Here is a 16,967-nt window from a genome sequence, read left to right as displayed (position 1 = left end):
GAGTAGTACGTGACACCGGGGTACCGCCGGCGGGCCGGCGGCACCCCGGTGTCACGTACTACTCGCGGTTGATCCGGGTGGTGATCTCCGCGTCGGCCTCCTCGGCGGCGGTCTGGTAGTCGTCGCCGTTGAGTGCCTTGGTCATCAGTTCCTTGATGGGGTTGGGCTCGGTCTCCACGTTCGCCCAACCGGTGGTGAGGGGCGGCAGGAAGCCGACGTCCGCGGAGGCCACCATCGCCTCGGCGAAGCTGCCCGGCTCCGGCTCGGCCGTGACATCGGTGCGGTTGGGCACGACGCCGTCGCCGTTGGCGTCGACGAACTTCTGCGCGTATTCCTGCGAGGTGGCCAGGCGGAGGAACTCCATGGCAAGGTCCGGGTTTCCGGCCCGCTCGGAGACGGCCAGGTTGGAGCCGCCGAGGAAGACGTTGCCCAACTGGTCGGCGGTCTTGCCCGGCACCGGGAAGTAGCCGAAGTCGGCCTCGCCGCCGGCCTCCTCGATGGCGGCGATGGCGCCCGCGGCCTCCCAGCCGAGGCCGATCCAGGAGCCGATCTCCTGGTTGGGCACGATGTCGACGGACTGCTGCGGCTCGGCCTCGTCGATGTCGGCCGGCGCCTCGGAGAAGGACTGGAGCGTGCGGTAGAACTCCATGCCCGCCTCGCCCTCGGGCGTGGCCAGCGAACCGGCCCACTCCTCGCCGTCCTCGACGGCGAACGCGCCGCCCTCGTCGGCGACGAAGCCACCCATCACGTAGTAGCTCTGGCCGGGCAGGTAGATGGGCTGGGCCTCGGTGTTCTCGTCGATCAGCTCCAGTGCCTCGACCCACTCGTCCCGTGTGGTGGGCACCTCGGCGCCGGCGTCCGCCCAGACGCTCTGGTCGTAGATGACCACGCGGTTGGCGCCGTACCAGGGCACGGCGTACAGCGTGCCGTCGACCTCGGCGGAGGCCAGCATGTTCTCCGACCAGGGCTCGTCCGCCAGGTCGCTCAGGTCGGCGAGGCCACCGGTGTTGGCGTAGCCGACGGTCTGGGTGTTGCCCAGCTCCAGCACGTCGACGGTGCCGTCCTCGGACAGGGCCGTGGTCAGCCGGTCCTGGATGCCGTCCCACTGCTGGATCTCGACGTTGACCTGGACGTCGTGCTCCTCCTCGAACGCCGCGGTCAGCTCGTCGACCCACGGCTGCGGAGCGGAACCGTCCATGAGCCAGACGGTGATGGAATCGGCGTCGCCGCCATCCCCCCCACTGCCGTCGTCGCCGCAAGCGGCCAAGGCGGCCGTCAGGGCCGTCACACCGACGGCAGCGATCAGCTTGCGCTTCACGTCACCCTCCTCAAAAAAAGAGCCGGACCCCCCACTCTGTGGCCTGGGGACGACCGTTACGTTAGTGGTGTAGACAAGAGGTGTAGACCAGTTGCACGGAGCCTGGACTAGACCACGCCGGGGTGTCAAGGGCCCACGAGCGGCAGCCGCTGTCCGTTACCGGACCGACATCTGCCCGGGGGCACCGCGGTTGTCGGGCCCGTGTCACGATGTCAGCTGCGATGTGTCGGAGGAGCCGGTGACGGCAGAACAGAACGAGTCGGGAAGGCGTGCCATGGCCAGGGACGGTGGAGTGACCGCAGGCGCCGCCGGCCCCGCGGGCACCACTTCCCCCGCCACAGGCCCGGACGGCACCGACCGTACCCGCACTGCCCGTGTCCCTAAGTACTACCGCCTCAAGCGCCATCTGCAACAGATGACGGAGACTCTTCCTCCCGGCACCCCGGTGCCGCCGGAGCGCTCCCTCGCCAGTGAGTTCGATACCTCGCGCACCACGGTGCGTCAGGCGCTCCAGGAGCTGGTCGTCGAGGGCCGCCTCGAACGCATCCAGGGCAAGGGCACGTTCGTCGCCAAGCCGAAGGTCTCCCAGGCCCTCCAGCTGACCTCCTACACCGAGGACATGCGGGCCCAGGGCCTGGAGCCGACCTCCCAGTTGCTGGAGATCGGCTACATCACCGCGGACGAACGGCTCAGCCGCCTGCTCGACCTGCCCGAGGGGGGCAGGGTGCTGCGCATCGAGCGGCTGCGCCTGGCCAGCGGCGAGCCGATGGCGATAGAGACCACGCACCTGTCCCAGGAGCGCTTCCCCGCGCTGCGCCGCAGCCTGGTCCGCTACACCTCGCTGTACACGGCCCTGGCCGAGGTCTACGACGTGCACCTGGCGCACGCCGAGGAGACCATCGAGACCTCGCTGGCCAACCCCCGCGAGGCGGGCCTGCTCGGCACGGACGTCGGCCTTCCGATGCTGATGCTGTCGCGCCACTCGCGCGACACCGGGGGCGAGCCGGTGGAGTGGGTCAGGTCGGTCTACCGCGGCGACCGTTATAAGTTCGTGGCCAATCTGGAACGTCCGCACCCCTCCGCGCCCCGCTGAGGGGCCCGGTTCCCCGCCGATGACCGCGGACCGTGTCCGCCCCATGGTCTTCCGGCCGCTCCTGGCCTAGATTCCGGCGAGTCAGCGAGTGATCACCGGCGGGAGGACATCGTGCAATCCCCACCACGAGCACGTCAGGGGCGGCAGGTACACCCACGTTCCATCGTCGTCTGGACGGCCGTCGCCGTCGTCGGCGGGGTCGGCTGGGCCATGCTGGCGCTGTCCCGCGGCGAGGACGTCTCCGCCGCGTGGATGGTCGCCGCGGCCCTCGGTTCGTACGCCATCGCGTACCGCTTCTACGCCCGTTACATCGCCACCCGGGTCCTGCGGACCGACCACACCAGGGCCACGCCCGCGGAACGGCTCGCCGACGGTCTCGACTACCACCCGACCGACCGGCGGGTGCTGCTCGGCCACCACTTCGCGGGCATCTCAGGCGCCGGGCCGCTCGTCGGCCCGGTGCTGGCCGCGCAGATGGGGTACCTGCCCGGCACCATCTGGATCATCGTCGGCGTGATCTTCGCGGGCGCCGTCCAGGACATGGTCGTGCTCTTCTTCTCCACCCGCAGGGACGGCAAGAGCCTCGGCCAGATCGCCCGCGAGGAGATCGGCCCGGTCGGCGGCACCGCCGCGGTCCTGGCCATCTTCGCCATCATGATCATCCTGCTGGCGGTGCTGGCCCTGGTCGTGGTCAACGCGCTGGCGGAGTCGCCCTGGGGCGCGTTCTCGGTCGGCATGACCATCCCCATCGCCCTGTTCATGGGCATTTACCTCCGCTTCCTGCGCCCCGGCCGCGTCGCCGAGGTCACCGTGATCGGCATCGCACTGCTGCTGTTCGTCATCGCGGCCGGCCGCTGGGTCGCCAACTCCAGCTGGGCCGAGGCGTTCACGCTGGACCCGAGCACGCTGGTCATCTGGCTGGTGCTCTACGGCTTCGCCGCCTCCGTGGTGCCGGTGTGGCTACTGCTCGTGCCGCGCGACTACCTGTCGACGTTCATGAAGATCGGCACCATCGCCCTGCTCGCCGTGGCCATCGTCGTCACCCTGCCGGGGCTGAAGATGGAGGCGGTCACCGACTTCGCGTCCAACGGCGAAGGGCCGGTGTTCGCCGGGTCGATGTTCCCGTTCGTCTTCATCACCATCGCCTGCGGTGCGGTCTCCGGCTTCCACGCGCTGATCTCCTCCGGGACCACGCCGAAGATGATCCAGAAGGAGACGCAGGTCCGCAGCATCGGCTACGGCGCGATGCTCATGGAGTCCTCGGTCGCGGTCATGGCCATCACCGCCGCCTGCGTCCTCGATCCCGGCGTGTACTTCGCGATGAACGCGCCGCCCGCCGTCATCGGCGACACCCTCCAGTCCGCCTCGGACACCATCTCCTCCTGGGGCTTCATGCTGACCCCGGAACAGCTCGCCGAAGCGGCGGAGTCCGTCGAGGAGGAGTCACTGCTGTCCAGAACCGGCGGGGCGCCGACGCTGGCCCTCGGCCTCGCGGGCATCCTCGCCGACATCATCGGCGGCGACAGCATGATGAGCTTCTGGTACCACTTCGCGATCATGTTTGAGGCGCTGTTCATCCTCACCGCCATAGACGCGGGAACGCGCGTCGGCCGGTTCATCCTCCAGGACGCCCTCGGCAGCATTCCGGGGCTCGGCCGTCTGCGTTCCAACACCTGGCTGCCCGGCGTCTGGCTCACCAGCGCGATCGTCGTCGGCCTTTGGGGCTGGCTGCTGTGGGTCGGCGTCAACGACCCGCTCGGCGGCATCAACACGCTGTATCCGATCTTCGGCATCTCCAACCAGCTCCTCGGCGCCGTGGCCCTGGGCATCTGCACCCTGCTGCTGATCAAGGCGGGGCGGCTCAAGTACGCCTGGGTGACCTTCGTGCCCTTCGCCTGGGTGTCCCTGGTGACGCTCACCGCCAGCTGGCAGAAGGTCTTCTCCGGCGACCCGGCCGTCGGCTTCCTCGCCCGCCGCGACCAGTACCAGGACGGCATCGACGCGGGACAGCTGCTGCCGGGCGCCTCCGACATGGACGACATGCGGACCATCGTCAACAACGCGACCGTCGACGCGGTGATCTCCGCCGCGCTCGCGCTGCTCGTCCTCGTCGTGTTCGCCGACGCGCTGCGCGTGTGCCTGAAGGCCATCCGCAACCCGGCCTCCGTCGCGCTGAAGGAGACGCCGTACCAGGAGTCGAAGATGATCGCCCCGGCAGGGCTCGTCGCCACCAAGGAGGAACGCGCCGAACTCGCCGCGGCCGGGCTCGGCCCCGGCGGCGGCATCCCCGAACAGGCCGCGGGCGACCGCGCCCCCGAGGCCCGCACATGAGCCGCCTCGTCACGGCCCCGCGCCGCGCCGCGGCCTGGGTGCGCTGGTACGTCGCCGAGTTCACCGGCGAGACCGCCTACGAGCGCCACGTCGCCTGGCTCGCGCGGCACGACCCCGGCGCCCCGGTGCCCACCCGCCGCGAGTTCGAACGGCGCCGCACCGACGCGCGCTACGCCGACCCGCGCAACGGCCACCACCGCGGCTGCTGCTGACCCGTGCCGGGCGGCCCCCGGCTGCCCGCGGCGCCCGGTGTTCTCGTACCGTTCTTCGATGACCAGGCGGGCGTGGAGGAGAACGGTGTCCGAAGAAGGCCGGACCGGCCCACCGGCGGCGCCGTCCGCCCCCGCCCCCGCGCCCGCGGAGCCGGCGGCGGCCGAGCCGCCCGCCGGCCGGCGAATACGCGCGGCGCGCGCCGCGGCGCGCGCCTGGCGCAGCGGGCGCCTCGACCCGTGGCTGCTCGCCGCCGCGTTCTTCGCGATCTACGCGGCCATATCGGTGACCCGCTGGCTGCGCTGGGAGAACCGCTCCTGGGACCTGGGCATCTTCGAGCAGGTCGTCCGCTCCTACGCCCGCCTCGAAGCTCCGGTCTCCGACCTCAAGGGCCCCGACTTCCCCATCCTGGGCGACCACTTCAGCCCGGTGACCGCGCTGATCGCCCCGTTCTACCGCCTCTTCCCCGGTCCCGTGACGCTTCTCGTCGCGCAGGCCGCCCTGTTCGCGCTCGCCGTCGTCCCCGTCACCCGCGCCGCCGCGCACCTGCTGGGCCGGGGCGCCGGCGCGGCCCTCGGCGCCGCCTACGGGCTGTCCTGGGGTGTGCAGCGCGCCGTGGACTTCGACTTCCACGAGATCGCGTTCGCCGTGCCGCTCATCGCGTTCGCGCTCGAAGCCGTCCTGCGGGAACGGTGGCGCGCCGCGCTGTGCTGGGCCGTTCCGCTGCTGTTCGTCAAGGAGGACCTGGGGCTGACCGCCGCCGCGATCGCCTTCGTCGTCGCCGTCAGGACGTGGCACTCCCGCCCCCGCGCCGCCACCGGCGCGCTCACCACCGCCGCGCTGTGCGTGGCGGGCTGCGCGCTGACCCTGGCCGTCCTCATACCGGCCTTCAACGCGGGCGGCGAGTACGACTACTGGACGAAGCTCGGCGAGGGCGGCGGCGGCCCCGCCGACGCCCTGCTGACCGGGACCGAGGAGAAACTGCGCACGCTGCTGTGGGTGCTGGTGCCCACCACCGGGCTGCTCGCCCTGCGCTCCCCGCTGCTGATCGCCGCCCTGCCCACCCTCGGCTGGCGGTTCGTGTCCCAGGACCCGCACTACTGGTCCACCGACTGGCACTACAGCGCGGTGCTCATGCCGGTCACCGCCCTCGCCCTGGCCGACGCCGTGGCGCGCAGCCGCCGCTCCCCGCGGCCCTGGCTGCGCACCTACGCCCACCACCTGCCCGCCGCCGCCCTGGCCGCCGCGCTCGCGCTCAGCACCGCGCTGCCCGCCGCCGCCCTCACCCGCGCCGAGACCTACCGGCCGGGGCCCGTGGCGGAGGCGGGGGCCCGCGTGCTCGACACCATCCCCGACGGCGCGGAGGTCGCGGCGAACGTGCGGCCCATCTCCCAGCTGACGCAGCGCTGCCGGGTCTTCTGGATCGGCGGCAGCGGCGACCTGGTGCCGGACTGGGTCGCCTACTACGACCCGGCCCACAGCGCCGAGTCCGTGGCCGACTACGTCGAGCAGCTCTACCCGGAAGGCCCCCGCTGGCAGGTGACCGCCCAGGAGGCCGGCTTCTTCGTCCTGCGGGCGGCGGGCCGCTGACCGGCGGCGGACGGCGGCGGACCGCGGCGGACGGCGACTGACCGCGGCGGACGGCGACTGACCGCGGAAAATCCGCTGAGCGGCACGCCGTCCCGCGGCGAGGATGGCCCCATGGACATCATCATCAGGAACGCCGAGCCCGGCGAGCTGGACCGGGCCGGGGAGCTGGTCGCCGCCACCTACCTCGGCGACGGGCTGCTGACCTTCGGCACCGAGGACCCCTACCTGCCCACACTGCGCGACGCCCGCGGCCGCGCCCGGCACGCCGAGGTGCTGGTAGCCGCGGAGCCCGCCGGTGAGCTGCTCGGCTGCGTCACGTTCGTCGGGGCCGGGGGCCCGTTCGCGGACATCGCGGGGCCGGGCGAGGCGGAGTTCCGGATGCTCGCGGTCGTGCCCGCGGCGCGCGGGCGCGGTGCCGGGGAGGCGCTGGTGCGCGCCTGCCTGCACCGGGCGCGCCGACTCGGGCAGCGGCGTGTCGTCCTTTCCAGTCAGTCGCGAATGCACACGGCCCACCGGCTGTACACACGGCTGGGGTTCGTTCGGGCGCCTGAGCGCGACTGGGAGGCCGTTCCCGGGTTCCCGCTTCACGTGTTCGCACGTGAGCTTGCGGATGAGGGAGACGAACAGCACAACATATAGGGGCCCTCGAATCGCTCGGCACAACATGTATGCTCGTGCTCGCTGTCGCCGCAGGGAATCCGGTGTAAATCCGGAACTGTCCCGCAACGGTGTGCGATGGGCGGACTCGTGCTGCCCCTCGTGAGTCCGACCACTGCGGACGGCGCCAACCATGTCCGGGCCTCGTGGGCTGGGCCGACGGACGTCTCGCGGTATGCCTTTGCCTTGTCACACGCATGCCTCGATGCGCCCGCCTGCCCACAGGGGGCCGCCGCGATTCGAGGGAGAGCATCGAGTGACCACTGCACCCGTCGCACCCGCGGAGCCGGTTACAGCCGCGCTGCCGCGCCTGCTGACCGACCTCACCGCCGACCTGCAAGACGCCGACCCCGCCCGGGTGGCGACCGCCGTGCTCCGCGGCCGTCACGCCGGTTCGGACGAGGCCGAGTTGCGTTCGCTCGCCATCGAGGCCGCGGCCGGGCTCATCGCCGAGGAGCCCGCCTACTCCCGGCTCGCGGCCCGGCTGCTCACCCTCGCCATCCGCGACGAAGCCGCCGCGCAGGGCGCCGTCTCCTTCTCCGCCTCGATCGCCACCGGCCACCGCGAGGGGCTCATCGGCGACGCCACCGCCGCGTTCGTGCGCCGGCACGCCGACCGGCTCGACGCGCTGGTCGAACGGGCCGTCGCGGACGGCGCCGACGACCGGTTCGAGTACTTCGGGCTGCGCACCGTCGAGTCCCGCTACCTGCTGCGGCACCCCACCGAACGCCGCGTCATCGAGACCCCGCAGCACTTCCTCCTCCGCGTCGCCTGCGGCCTGGCCGACGGCGACTCCGACCGCGCCCTGGCGGAGGTCGCCGAGCTGTACCGGCTGACCAGCACCCTCGCCTACCTGCCGTCCTCCCCCACCCTGTTCAACTCCGGTACCAGGCACCCGCAGATGTCGTCCTGCTACCTGCTCGACTCGCCCAAGGACGAGCTGGACTCCATCTACGAGCGCTACCACCAGGTCGCCCGCCTCTCCAAGCACGCCGGCGGCATCGGCCTGTCCTACAGCAGGATCAGGGCCCGCGGCTCCCTGATCCGCGGGACGAACGGCAAGTCCAACGGCATCGTCCCGTTCCTGCGCACCCTCGACTCCTCCGTCGCCGCCGTCAACCAGGGCGGCCGGCGCAAGGGCGCGGCCTGCGTCTACCTGGAGACCTGGCACGCGGACCTTGAGGAGTTCCTCGAACTGCGTGACAACACGGGCGAGGAAGCGCGCCGCACCCACAACCTGAACCTGGCGCACTGGATTCCGGACGAGTTCATGCGCCGCGTCGAGGCGGACGCCGACTGGTCGCTGTTCTCGCCCGCCGACGTGCCCGCGCTCACCGACCTGTGGGGCGAGGACTTCGACGCCGCCTACCGCCGCGCCGAGGCCGAGGGCCTCGCCGTACGGACGGTCCCGGCCCGGCAGTTGTACGCGCGCATGATGCGGACGCTCGCGCAGACCGGCAACGGCTGGATGACGTTCAAGGACGCCGCCAACCGCACCGCCAACCAGACGGCGGAGCCCGGCGCGATCGTCCACTCCTCCAACCTGTGCACGGAGATCCTTGAGGTCACCGACGACGGGCAGACCGCCGTGTGCAACCTCGGCTCGGTCAACCTCGCCGCCCACCTCGGTCAGGACGGCTCCCTGGACTGGGACCGCCTCGACGCGACCGTGCGCACCGCCGTCACGTTCCTCGACCGCGTCGTGGACATCAACTTCTACCCGACCGAGCAGGCCGCGACGTCCAACTCCCGCTGGCGGCCCGTCGGTCTCGGCGTCATGGGCCTGCAGGACGTGTTCTTCCGGCTGCGGCTGCCGTTCGACTCGCCCGAGGCGCGCACGCTGTCCACCCGCATCGCGGAACGCATCATGCTCACCGCCTACGAGACCTCCGCCGACCTGGCGGAACGGCACGGCCCGCACCCCGCCTGGGACGCCACCCGCACCGCGCGCGGCGTGCTGCACCCGGACCACTTCCCCGACGCCTCGCCCGCCTGGGCGGACCGCTGGGCGGCCCTGCGGACGCGCATCGCCCGCACCGGCATGCGCAATTCGCTGCTGCTCGCCATCGCGCCGACCGCGACCATCGCCTCCATCGCCGGCGTGTACGAGTGCATCGAGCCGCAGGTGTCCAACCTGTTCAAGCGCGAGACGCTCAGCGGCGAGTTCCTCCAGGTCAACACGTACCTGGTGGCCGACCTCAAGCGGCTCGGCCGCTGGCACGACGCCACCCGCGAGGCCCTGCGCGCGGCCAACGGCTCGGTCGAGGGCCTGCCGGACCTGCCCGAGGAGGTGCGGGCGCTGTACCGCACGGCCTGGGAGCTGCCGCAGCGCGCCCTGATCGACATGGCCGCCGCCCGCACGCCCTACCTCGACCAGAGCCAGTCGCTCAACCTCTTCCTGGCCTCGCCCACCATCGGCAAGCTCAGCTCGATGTACGCCTACGCCTGGAAGCGCGGCCTGAAGACGACGTACTACCTGCGTTCGCGCCCGGCCACCCGGATCGCCCAGGCCGCCGGGGCCGGGGCCCAGAGCGTCGCCCCCGTCACGTCCGTCCCCGAGCAGGCCGTCGCCTGCTCCCTGGAGAACCCCGAGTCCTGCGAGGCATGCCAGTGACCGCCCCCGCCCAGCACAAGAACCTGCTCGACCCCGGCTTCGAACTGACGCTGCGCCCGATGCGCTACCCGGAGTTCTACGAACGCTACCGGGACGCCATCAAGAACACCTGGACCGTGGAGGAGGTCGACCTCCACTCCGACGTCGCCGACCTGGCGAAGCTGTCGCCCGGCGAACAGCACCTGATCGGACGCCTGGTGGCCTTCTTCGCCACCGGCGACTCGATCGTCGCCAACAACCTGGTGCTTACGCTCTACCGGCACATCAACTCCCCCGAGGCGCGCCTCTACCTGTCGCGGCAGCTGTTCGAGGAGGCCGTGCACGTCCAGTTCTACCTGACGCTGCTCGACACCTACCTGCCCGATCCGGACGAGCGGTCGGCGGCGTTCGCGGCCGTCGAGAACATTCCGTCGATCCGCGAGAAGGCGCAGTTCTGCTTCCGCTGGATGGACTCGGTGGAGGACCTGGCGCGCCTGGAGAGCCGGGCGGACCGGCGGCGCTTCCTGCTCAACCTCATCTGCTTCGCGGCCTGCATCGAGGGGCTGTTCTTCTACGGCGCCTTCGCCTACGTGTACTGGTTCCGCTCCCGCGGGCTGCTGCACGGCCTGGCGACCGGCACCAACTGGGTGTTCCGCGACGAGAGCATGCACATGGAGTTCGCGTTCTCGGTCGTGGACACCGTCAGGCGGGAGGAGCCCGACCTGTTCGACGCGGAGATGGAACGCGAGGTCACGGCGATGCTGCGGGAGGCCGTCGAGGCGGAGCTCCAGTTCGCCCGCGACCTGTGCGGTGACGGCCTGCCGGGCATGAACACCGAGTCGATGCGGCAGTACCTGGAGTGCGTCGCCGACCAGCGGCTGGTCCGCCTCGGTCTGGCGCCGGTGTTCGGCTCCAAGAATCCGTTCGGGTTCATGGAGCTGCAGAACGTCCAGGAGCTGACCAACTTCTTCGAACGGCGGCCCTCCGCCTACCAGGTGGCCGTCGAGGGGAACGTCTCCTTCGACGACGACTTCTGATCCGCTGCTGACCCGCGCGGTACCGTTCCGCCGCCGCACCGGTGCGGCGGCGGAACGGGCGCGTTCAGATACCGCAGCTGGGGGCGGACCAGAAGCGGGAGGAACGGTGCGCCAGGTGGGCGTGGTCGTCGTGTCCCGAGTAACCGGGGCCCAGGATCTCCCTGAAGCCGTGGTAGCGCGCCTGCCGGACGATCTGGCAGAACGTCGGGGTGCCGGTGAGGTCGATCCCGTCGCCGTACAGGTGGCGGCTGGTGGCGGAGCCGCCGGCCGCGTTGTTGCAGGCGTACGAACGGAAGCCGCTGCTGGTGGTCAGCGGCCGGTCACCGAGGGCGTGGCGCAGCGCCTCCAGCTTCCACATGCCCACCAGCGCGTTGGCACGGGCCTGTGAGGCGCTGACGGCGCCGCCCGACCAGCTGGTGTTGCAGCGGTTCATCTCGCCGTAGGTGAAGTGGATGGGCGTGCAGTCGTTGTCCTGGAGGGCGTAGATCTTGTTGAACGTCTGGTCCCCCGCGACGCCGTCGGCACCGAGCCCGTACGCCTGCTGGAACCGGGTGACGGCCGCCGCGGTCGCCGGGCCGTACTCGCCGTCGATGGCGAGGACCGCGCCGTAGCCGGGGTAGCCGGCGACGCGGATCTGGAGCTGCCGGACGTCCTCGCCCGAACTGCCCTGGCTCAGAGTCCTGTTCCAGGTGTAGCAGCCGTCCGCGTGGGCCGTACCGGCGGTGACGACCGTACCGGCCAAGGCGGCTGACCCGATCATGACAAGTGTGAGCAGAACACGCACCGCGCGTCTGAACATGCTGCCTCCGTGGGGTGAGAACGTGCGTCGACGACTTGAGTCGACAACGAGGGTGACCGATGGGTCAACGCGCGTCAACCAGGCGGGGAGACGCCAGAGGACCAGCCCTGTGGCGTTCACCCCGCGCCCCGCGTGACATCACTCCTCGTTCGGCACCGTTTCGTACTTCGGGGTGCCCTCGTCCATCATCTTCAGCGCCCGCTTCCGGTCCCGCTTCGAGAGCCGGTCGATGTAGAGGCGGCCGTAAAGGTGGTCCGTCTCGTGCTGGAGGCAGCGGGCGAAGTAGCCGCCGCCGCGCACGGCGATCGGCGCACCCGTCGCGTCCTGGCCGCGCACCACCGCGTAGTCGGGCCGCGGCAGCTCCGCGTAGGCCGTCGGGACCGACAGGCAGCCCTCGTTGTTGTCGTCGAGCACCCGCGACTCGGCGGGCAGTTCGTCGAGCACCGGATTGCAGACGGCCCCGACGTGCCGGACGCCGTCGTCGTCCGGGCAGTCGTATACGAAAACCTTCAAATCCACACCGATCTGGTTCGCGGCGAGACCCACGCCCTCCGCCGCGCGCTGACTCGCGAACATGTCGTCGATCAGCGCGGCGAGCGCGGCGTCGAACTCCGTCACCTCACGGCACTCGCGGTGCAGCATCGGATGCCCGACCACGGTGATGGGCCGGACCGTGCCCCGCTCCCGGTGCGCCTGCTCCCGCTCCGCACAGTCCTTGGTGTCGTCGATGAACTCATCGCTGACCCGCTCATCGGTGTCTTGCTGCGCCATGGTCGGCCGTATGCCTTTCGGTCACGCGTGATGCTGGAGGAAATGATCCGTACAGTTTACGGGCCGCCGCGGCTCGGCGGGCCGGACTTGGGCCCTCTCGACCTGGGCTCAGCAGACCTCTTCAAGATCGCGCCACTCACGGGTGTCGGGGCTGTCGGCGACCCAGCCGTCGAGCAGCCCGCGCACCAGGGACTCGGGCGCCGCGAGACCGCACTCCCGCTCGGGCGACCACATGCCCCCGGCACCGGTGTGGCCCAGCGGGCCCGGGCGGCCCGGCGCGCTGTGGTCATGCGGGTCGTGCTGGGCGAGGCCGTCGCCCTCCTCGCTCGGCATGCGGCTCTCCGAGCAGGCGCGGCACAGCAGTCGCACCGAGGAGGACCAGTCCTCCGCCGCGTACCCGGCGTCCGCGGCCAGCCGCTCCAGGGCATCCCGGTCGGCCTCGGTGGCCGCCTCGATCAGCACCACCCAGGTCGGCACGGCGGACGGCGCCCACAGCTCGATCTCGTCGAAGACCGGGTAGACCGAGGCGACGCCGCCGGACATCGTCGTGCGCTCACCGCGGGGCACCCCGTCGTGCAGCACGACCTCGCCCCAGCGGCGGCCCGAGGAGGGCAGCGGAATGTTCTGAATCTCGATCCTGGCCGGATCGAGCCGCCGGCCCCACACGACCTCGGCCTCACCCTCGGGCGAGAGCCGCACCGCCGCACCACCGAGCCCCATGCCCAGCGGCTCCGCGGCCACCGAGGCGGCACCCGGCACCGGCAGCCCGTACGCCTGCCAGGCGCGGCGGGCCAGCGGCCAGTCCTGGAGCGCGGTCGCGGCGATCCCCACGTTCCACCAGTCCGGCGCCCCCGCGTCCTTCTCCAGCAGCGCGACGGCCCGCAGGCCCGCGGAACGCGCCTGCTCCCAGTCGTGCCGGAACTTGTGCAGCAACGCCAGGTTGAACCAGGACTCCGAGAGCCAGGGCTCCAGATCGGCGGCACGCGTGAGGAGGGCGTCGGCGTCGTCGTAGCGGCCGTCGTCGATGAGGGTGAAAGCCCGGTTGGTGGCCAGTCGCCAGTCGGTGGACGGGCGCTGGCGGACTTTGCCGAAGATCCTCACGTTGTCCTGCCTGATTCCCGCTTGGTTGCGTGCACTTCACAGTTCTCCTGTCCGTCCCGGGCCGCATCCAACCATGGGCGGACGAGTGCCTGCTCACAGGATGGGACAGGCAGGCGCCGCGCGCGAGACGACGGACAACCAGCGGGGTGAAAAACCTGCCGTCAGGGCCCTTCGGCAGGCGGGACCCGGCCACCCACGGCCGGGTCTCCCGCCTCGTCCGCACGGATCGCCTCGATCCGGCCCAGCACCTTGGAACGCAGGTCGGCCGGTACGTCGTCCTGGCCGCAGCAGCGCTTGACGAGCTTCTTCACGGACTGCTCCAGTCCGTATTTCTCCAGACACGGAGAGCACTCGTCGATGTGCTCCTGGAACTTCGCGCAGTCGCCGTCCGGCATCTCACGGTCCAGGTACTCGTACAGGCGGCCAAGGACCTCCGAGCAGTCCGTGGGGTGCGACGCGTCGCCACTCATGATCCTGAACCCTCCTGAGCCCCGGCGGGGACGAGGCCGCGCTCCCGCGCGTAGTCCGCGAGCATGTCGCGGAGCTGACGGCGGCCGCGGTGCAGCCGGGACATCACGGTGCCGATCGGAGTACCCATGATGTCCGCGATCTCCTTGTAGGCAAACCCTTCGACGTCCGCCAGGTAGACGGCGATGCGGAACTCCTCGGGAATGGCCTGGAGTGCTTCCTTCACGTCCGAATCCGGCAGGTGGTCGAGCGCCTGGGACTCGGCGGACCGCAGGCCGGTCGACATGTGCGACTCGGCGCGGGCGAGCTGCCAGTCCTCGATGTCCTCGGCGGCACTGCGCTGCGGCTCGCGCTGCTTTTTGCGGTAAGAGTTGATGAAGGTGTTGGTGAGGATGCGGTACATCCACGCCTTCAGGTTGGTGCCCTGGCGGAACTGGTGGAAGGACCCGTACGCCTTGGCGTAGGTCTCCTGCACCAGGTCCTCGGCATCCGCCGGATTGCGCGTCATGCGCAGCGCGGCGGAGTACATCTGGTCCAGGTAGCCGAGCGCGTCACGCTCGAACCGGGCGTTGCGCTCCGCCTCGGTCTCCTCGTGTGTGTCCTCGTCCGTGCCGGTGACCGGACCCACCTCCTCCGAAAGCGTCAGCAGCCCGGTCGCGGGCTGGTCCGCTTCGGAGGATAGACGACGCCCCGGCGTCCGCGCCGGTCGGGAGGACCGCTCGGCGGCCAGCCGGAGCGTCGCCCAGTCCACCTCGGCGGCCCTGCGGGTCTGAGTCTCGGCGGAACGCGGCGGGCAGGCGATCGGACCCATGGGGGCGGTCTCCCTCGTTGCGAGTGCGTGTCACACGGCACAACACGCGCGCCGCGACGCGCATTCCCCCGCCAGACCCTCAGAAAAGTGTCTCCTCCTCCGGCGCGGGCAGCTCCCGCACGAGGTCGGGCCCGTTGTTGCGCACATTGCTCACGGCCGTGGGCACCGGATGGGCGCGGAAGTGGCCGGGCGGCGGCGGGGCGAGCAGCGGCCGTATCGCGTCGGCGTCCGTGCGGGCCGGATCGAGCCAGGCGTCCCAGCGCTCTGGCGGCAGGGCCAGCGGCATCCGGGGGTGGATGTCGGCCAGCGAACGCGGGCCCGCCCCCTCGGCCGGCGCGTCCGGCAGCGGGGCGGTCTCGGCCTCGGTGGTGACCACCGTGCACGTCGCCCACCAGGCCCTGGGATGGTCGTCGGGCAGCGTGCGGTCGCGCCAGAACTCGTAAAGACCGGCCAGCGCCATCACCGAGCCGTCGGCGGGCGTCACGAAGTACGGCTGCTTCCTCGGCCGCTTCCGCTTCCCCTTCTCCTCCTCCGCACGCTCGCCGCCGCCGGTCACCCATTCGAAGTAACCGTCCGCGGGCAGCAGGCAGCGGCGGGCCGCGAAGGGCCGCCGGTACGCCGGCTTCTCGTGCACGGTCTCGGCCCGCGCGTTGATCATCTTGACGGCCATCTCCGGCGACTTCGCCCAGGACGGCACCAGACCCCACCGCAGCGGACGCAACTGCCGCACCGGCTCGGGCCCCGCCTCCTTCACCGGGCGGTCGAGCACGGCGTACACCTCTTTGGTGGGCGCCACGTTCCAATCGGCCGGGAGCGCCTGCTCCGGCTCCCAGCGCTCGACCCCGAACAGCCCCACCAGATCCTCTGGCCTACGGCTCGCCGCATACCGTCCGCACATGCGCCCCAAGAGTAGTGCCCACCGGTGACACCCCGGCCCCGCCCGGCTGCTTCCCGCGGCCGGGCGGGGCCGGCAGTGCCTCGCCGGGTCAGCCGTTCATCGCGGTGAGCACGCTGACGAGCGTGTCCACGAGGACGTCCCGCGGGATGGCCGCCCGACGCGATGGGGCGTCACCGGGCGGCCGAGCCTCACTCCGCGAGTGTCTCCAGAGACGCCTGCCACAGCAGCGCCGCGGCCTGCGGGTCGAGGGCGTAGGGGGCGACGCCGCTGTTGGTGCCCGGTTCGTTGGGGCCGGCCTCGTTGCAGTCCTCGAAGTACCGGCCGCCGGCGTCTTCCAGTAGCGGGGAGGTCGCCAGCAGCACGGAGGTGGCGGCGCCCTGCTCCGGGGTCTTCCACGCGGCGCCGGGGCCCGCGGCGCGGCGCATCCGCGTCAGTTCCTCCTCCGTGATGTGCCGCTGGAGGTTGGTCCTGATGCCGCCCGGATTCAGCGCGTTGACGGTGATCGCGTCGCCCGCCCAGCGCTTTGACGCCTCGACGGCGAACAGCACGTTCGCCGTCTTCGACTGCCCGTAGGCCAGCCACGGGTCGTAGGGGCGCGTGCGGAAGTGGATGTCCTCGAAGACGACCGGCGACCGCAGGTGGGCGCTGGAGCTGACCGAGACCACGCGTGCCCCGCCCGCCGCGGCGAGCGCCGGGTGCAGCCCGGTCGCGAGCGCGAAGTGACCGAGGTGGTTGGTGGCGAACTGGAGCTCCCAGCCCTCGGGCGTGCGCGTCTCGGGGGCGGCCATCACGCCCGCGTTGTTGACCAGGACGTGCAGCGGCCCGTCCCACAGGTCGACGAACGCGGCGACGGACTCCTGGTCGGTCAGGTCGAGGGAGGCGACGGCCAGCTGCCGGTTGCCCGTGGTCTCCATGATGTCGGCGGCGGTGTTCCGGCCCGCCTCGACGTTGCGGACGGCGAGCGTCACCTGCGCGCCCGCGCCCGCGAACGCGCGGGCGGTCTCGATGCCGATGCCGGAGGCGCCGCCGGTCACGACGGCGCGGCGGCCGGAGAGGTCGATGCCGGAGATGACCTCGGCGGCGGTGGACTCGGCGGTGAAGGGGGTGGTGATGAGCGGGGCAGCGGTCATGATCTTTCCGTCTCGTCCGACGACCGGCCGACGACCCGACGACCGGTACGATAAGAAACGGAGGATTCTCCGTTACCCTCGGACCGTAATCCGCGCCCCCGCACCCGGCAAGCAGCCCCGCGGCACATGCGGCACACCGGGGCCCCGGTGGTCCCGGGGC

At 71.4% G+C, this 16,967-nt stretch carries 15 protein-coding genes; 7 read left to right on the top strand and 8 right to left on the bottom strand.

Annotated features, from left to right (window positions below; all coding sequences use genetic code 11):
• Positions 1-58: 58 nt before the first annotated feature.
• Positions 59-1,318, bottom strand: coding sequence for an extracellular solute-binding protein (locus RM779_RS12090; protein ID WP_311617678.1), 1,260 nt, complete (start codon positions 1,316-1,318; stop codon positions 59-61).
• 274 nt (positions 1,319-1,592) lie between these two features.
• Here RM779_RS12090 and RM779_RS12085 point away from each other — a divergent pair, with 274 nt between their 5' ends.
• The 7 genes from RM779_RS12085 to RM779_RS12055 all read left to right on the top strand — a co-directional run bounded on the left by RM779_RS12085 (position 1,593) and on the right by RM779_RS12055 (position 10,829).
• The gene (locus tag RM779_RS12085) at positions 1,593-2,411 is read left to right on the top strand and encodes a GntR family transcriptional regulator (protein WP_311617699.1); all 819 of its coding nucleotides are present in this window, start codon (positions 1,593-1,595) and stop codon (positions 2,409-2,411) included.
• Between the two features lie 210 nt (positions 2,412-2,621).
• Positions 2,622-4,742, top strand: coding sequence for a carbon starvation CstA family protein (locus tag RM779_RS12080; protein ID WP_311617698.1), 2,121 nt, complete (start codon positions 2,622-2,624; stop codon positions 4,740-4,742).
• On the top strand, positions 4,739-4,954 hold the full coding sequence (locus RM779_RS12075) for a CstA-like transporter-associated (seleno)protein (RefSeq protein WP_311617677.1): 216 nt from the start codon (positions 4,739-4,741) through the stop codon (positions 4,952-4,954). Before RM779_RS12080 ends, RM779_RS12075 begins: the two co-directional genes overlap by 4 nt.
• A gap of 85 nt (positions 4,955-5,039) precedes the next feature.
• Entirely contained in the window at positions 5,040-6,542 is a 1,503-nt protein-coding gene (locus tag RM779_RS12070; protein WP_394813278.1) for a DUF2079 domain-containing protein, read from the top strand.
• A 111-nt stretch (positions 6,543-6,653) separates the two neighbouring features.
• Positions 6,654-7,181 carry a GNAT family N-acetyltransferase gene (locus RM779_RS12065; RefSeq protein ID WP_311617676.1) on the top strand — a complete coding sequence of 176 codons (528 nt, stop codon included), beginning with the start codon at positions 6,654-6,656 and terminating at the stop codon, positions 7,179-7,181.
• A 223-nt stretch (positions 7,182-7,404) separates the two neighbouring features.
• Positions 7,405-9,813, top strand: coding sequence for a ribonucleoside-diphosphate reductase subunit alpha (locus RM779_RS12060; protein ID WP_311617675.1), 2,409 nt, complete (start codon positions 7,405-7,407; stop codon positions 9,811-9,813).
• Positions 9,804-10,829, top strand: a complete 1,026-nt coding sequence (locus RM779_RS12055; RefSeq protein WP_311617674.1) for a ribonucleotide-diphosphate reductase subunit beta — start codon at positions 9,804-9,806, stop codon at positions 10,827-10,829. The genes RM779_RS12060 and RM779_RS12055 overlap by 10 nt, the downstream gene beginning before the upstream one ends.
• A gap of 64 nt (positions 10,830-10,893) precedes the next feature.
• On the opposite strand, the gene RM779_RS12050 is transcribed toward RM779_RS12055, so the two are convergent.
• The 7 genes from RM779_RS12050 to RM779_RS12020 all read right to left on the bottom strand — a co-directional run bounded on the left by RM779_RS12050 (position 10,894) and on the right by RM779_RS12020 (position 16,807).
• Positions 10,894-11,628, bottom strand: a complete 735-nt coding sequence (locus RM779_RS12050; protein ID WP_311617673.1) for a D-Ala-D-Ala carboxypeptidase family metallohydrolase — start codon at positions 11,626-11,628, stop codon at positions 10,894-10,896.
• A 138-nt stretch (positions 11,629-11,766) separates the two neighbouring features.
• Positions 11,767-12,399, bottom strand: a complete 633-nt coding sequence (gene def, locus RM779_RS12045) for a peptide deformylase (protein WP_311617672.1) — start codon at positions 12,397-12,399, stop codon at positions 11,767-11,769.
• A gap of 108 nt (positions 12,400-12,507) precedes the next feature.
• Positions 12,508-13,500: a tetratricopeptide repeat protein gene (locus RM779_RS12040; protein ID WP_077059029.1), complete on the bottom strand. Its 993-nt coding sequence runs from the start codon at positions 13,498-13,500 to the stop codon at positions 12,508-12,510.
• A 161-nt stretch (positions 13,501-13,661) separates the two neighbouring features.
• Entirely contained in the window at positions 13,662-13,970 is a 309-nt protein-coding gene (rsrA, locus tag RM779_RS12035) for a mycothiol system anti-sigma-R factor (protein ID WP_311617671.1), read from the bottom strand.
• Positions 13,967-14,596 (bottom strand): sigma-70 family RNA polymerase sigma factor, encoded by a 630-nt coding sequence (locus RM779_RS12030; protein ID WP_216356025.1) that lies wholly within the window; start codon positions 14,594-14,596, stop codon positions 13,967-13,969. The genes rsrA and RM779_RS12030 overlap by 4 nt, the downstream gene beginning before the upstream one ends.
• Positions 14,597-14,858: 262 nt before the next feature.
• Complete coding sequence (locus RM779_RS12025; RefSeq protein ID WP_311617669.1) at positions 14,859-15,677, bottom strand: SOS response-associated peptidase; 819 nt, start codon at positions 15,675-15,677, stop codon at positions 14,859-14,861.
• Positions 15,678-15,865: 188 nt separating this feature from the next.
• Positions 15,866-16,807: an SDR family NAD(P)-dependent oxidoreductase gene (locus tag RM779_RS12020; protein WP_311617668.1), complete on the bottom strand. Its 942-nt coding sequence runs from the start codon at positions 16,805-16,807 to the stop codon at positions 15,866-15,868.
• Positions 16,808-16,967 lie beyond the last annotated feature (160 nt).

Origin of the sequence: Streptomyces johnsoniae, assembly GCF_031845565.1 — a bacterium.
GTDB lineage: Bacteria > Actinomycetota > Actinomycetes > Streptomycetales > Streptomycetaceae > Streptomyces > Streptomyces johnsoniae.
This window is presented reverse-complemented; position numbering and strand designations above follow the sequence as displayed.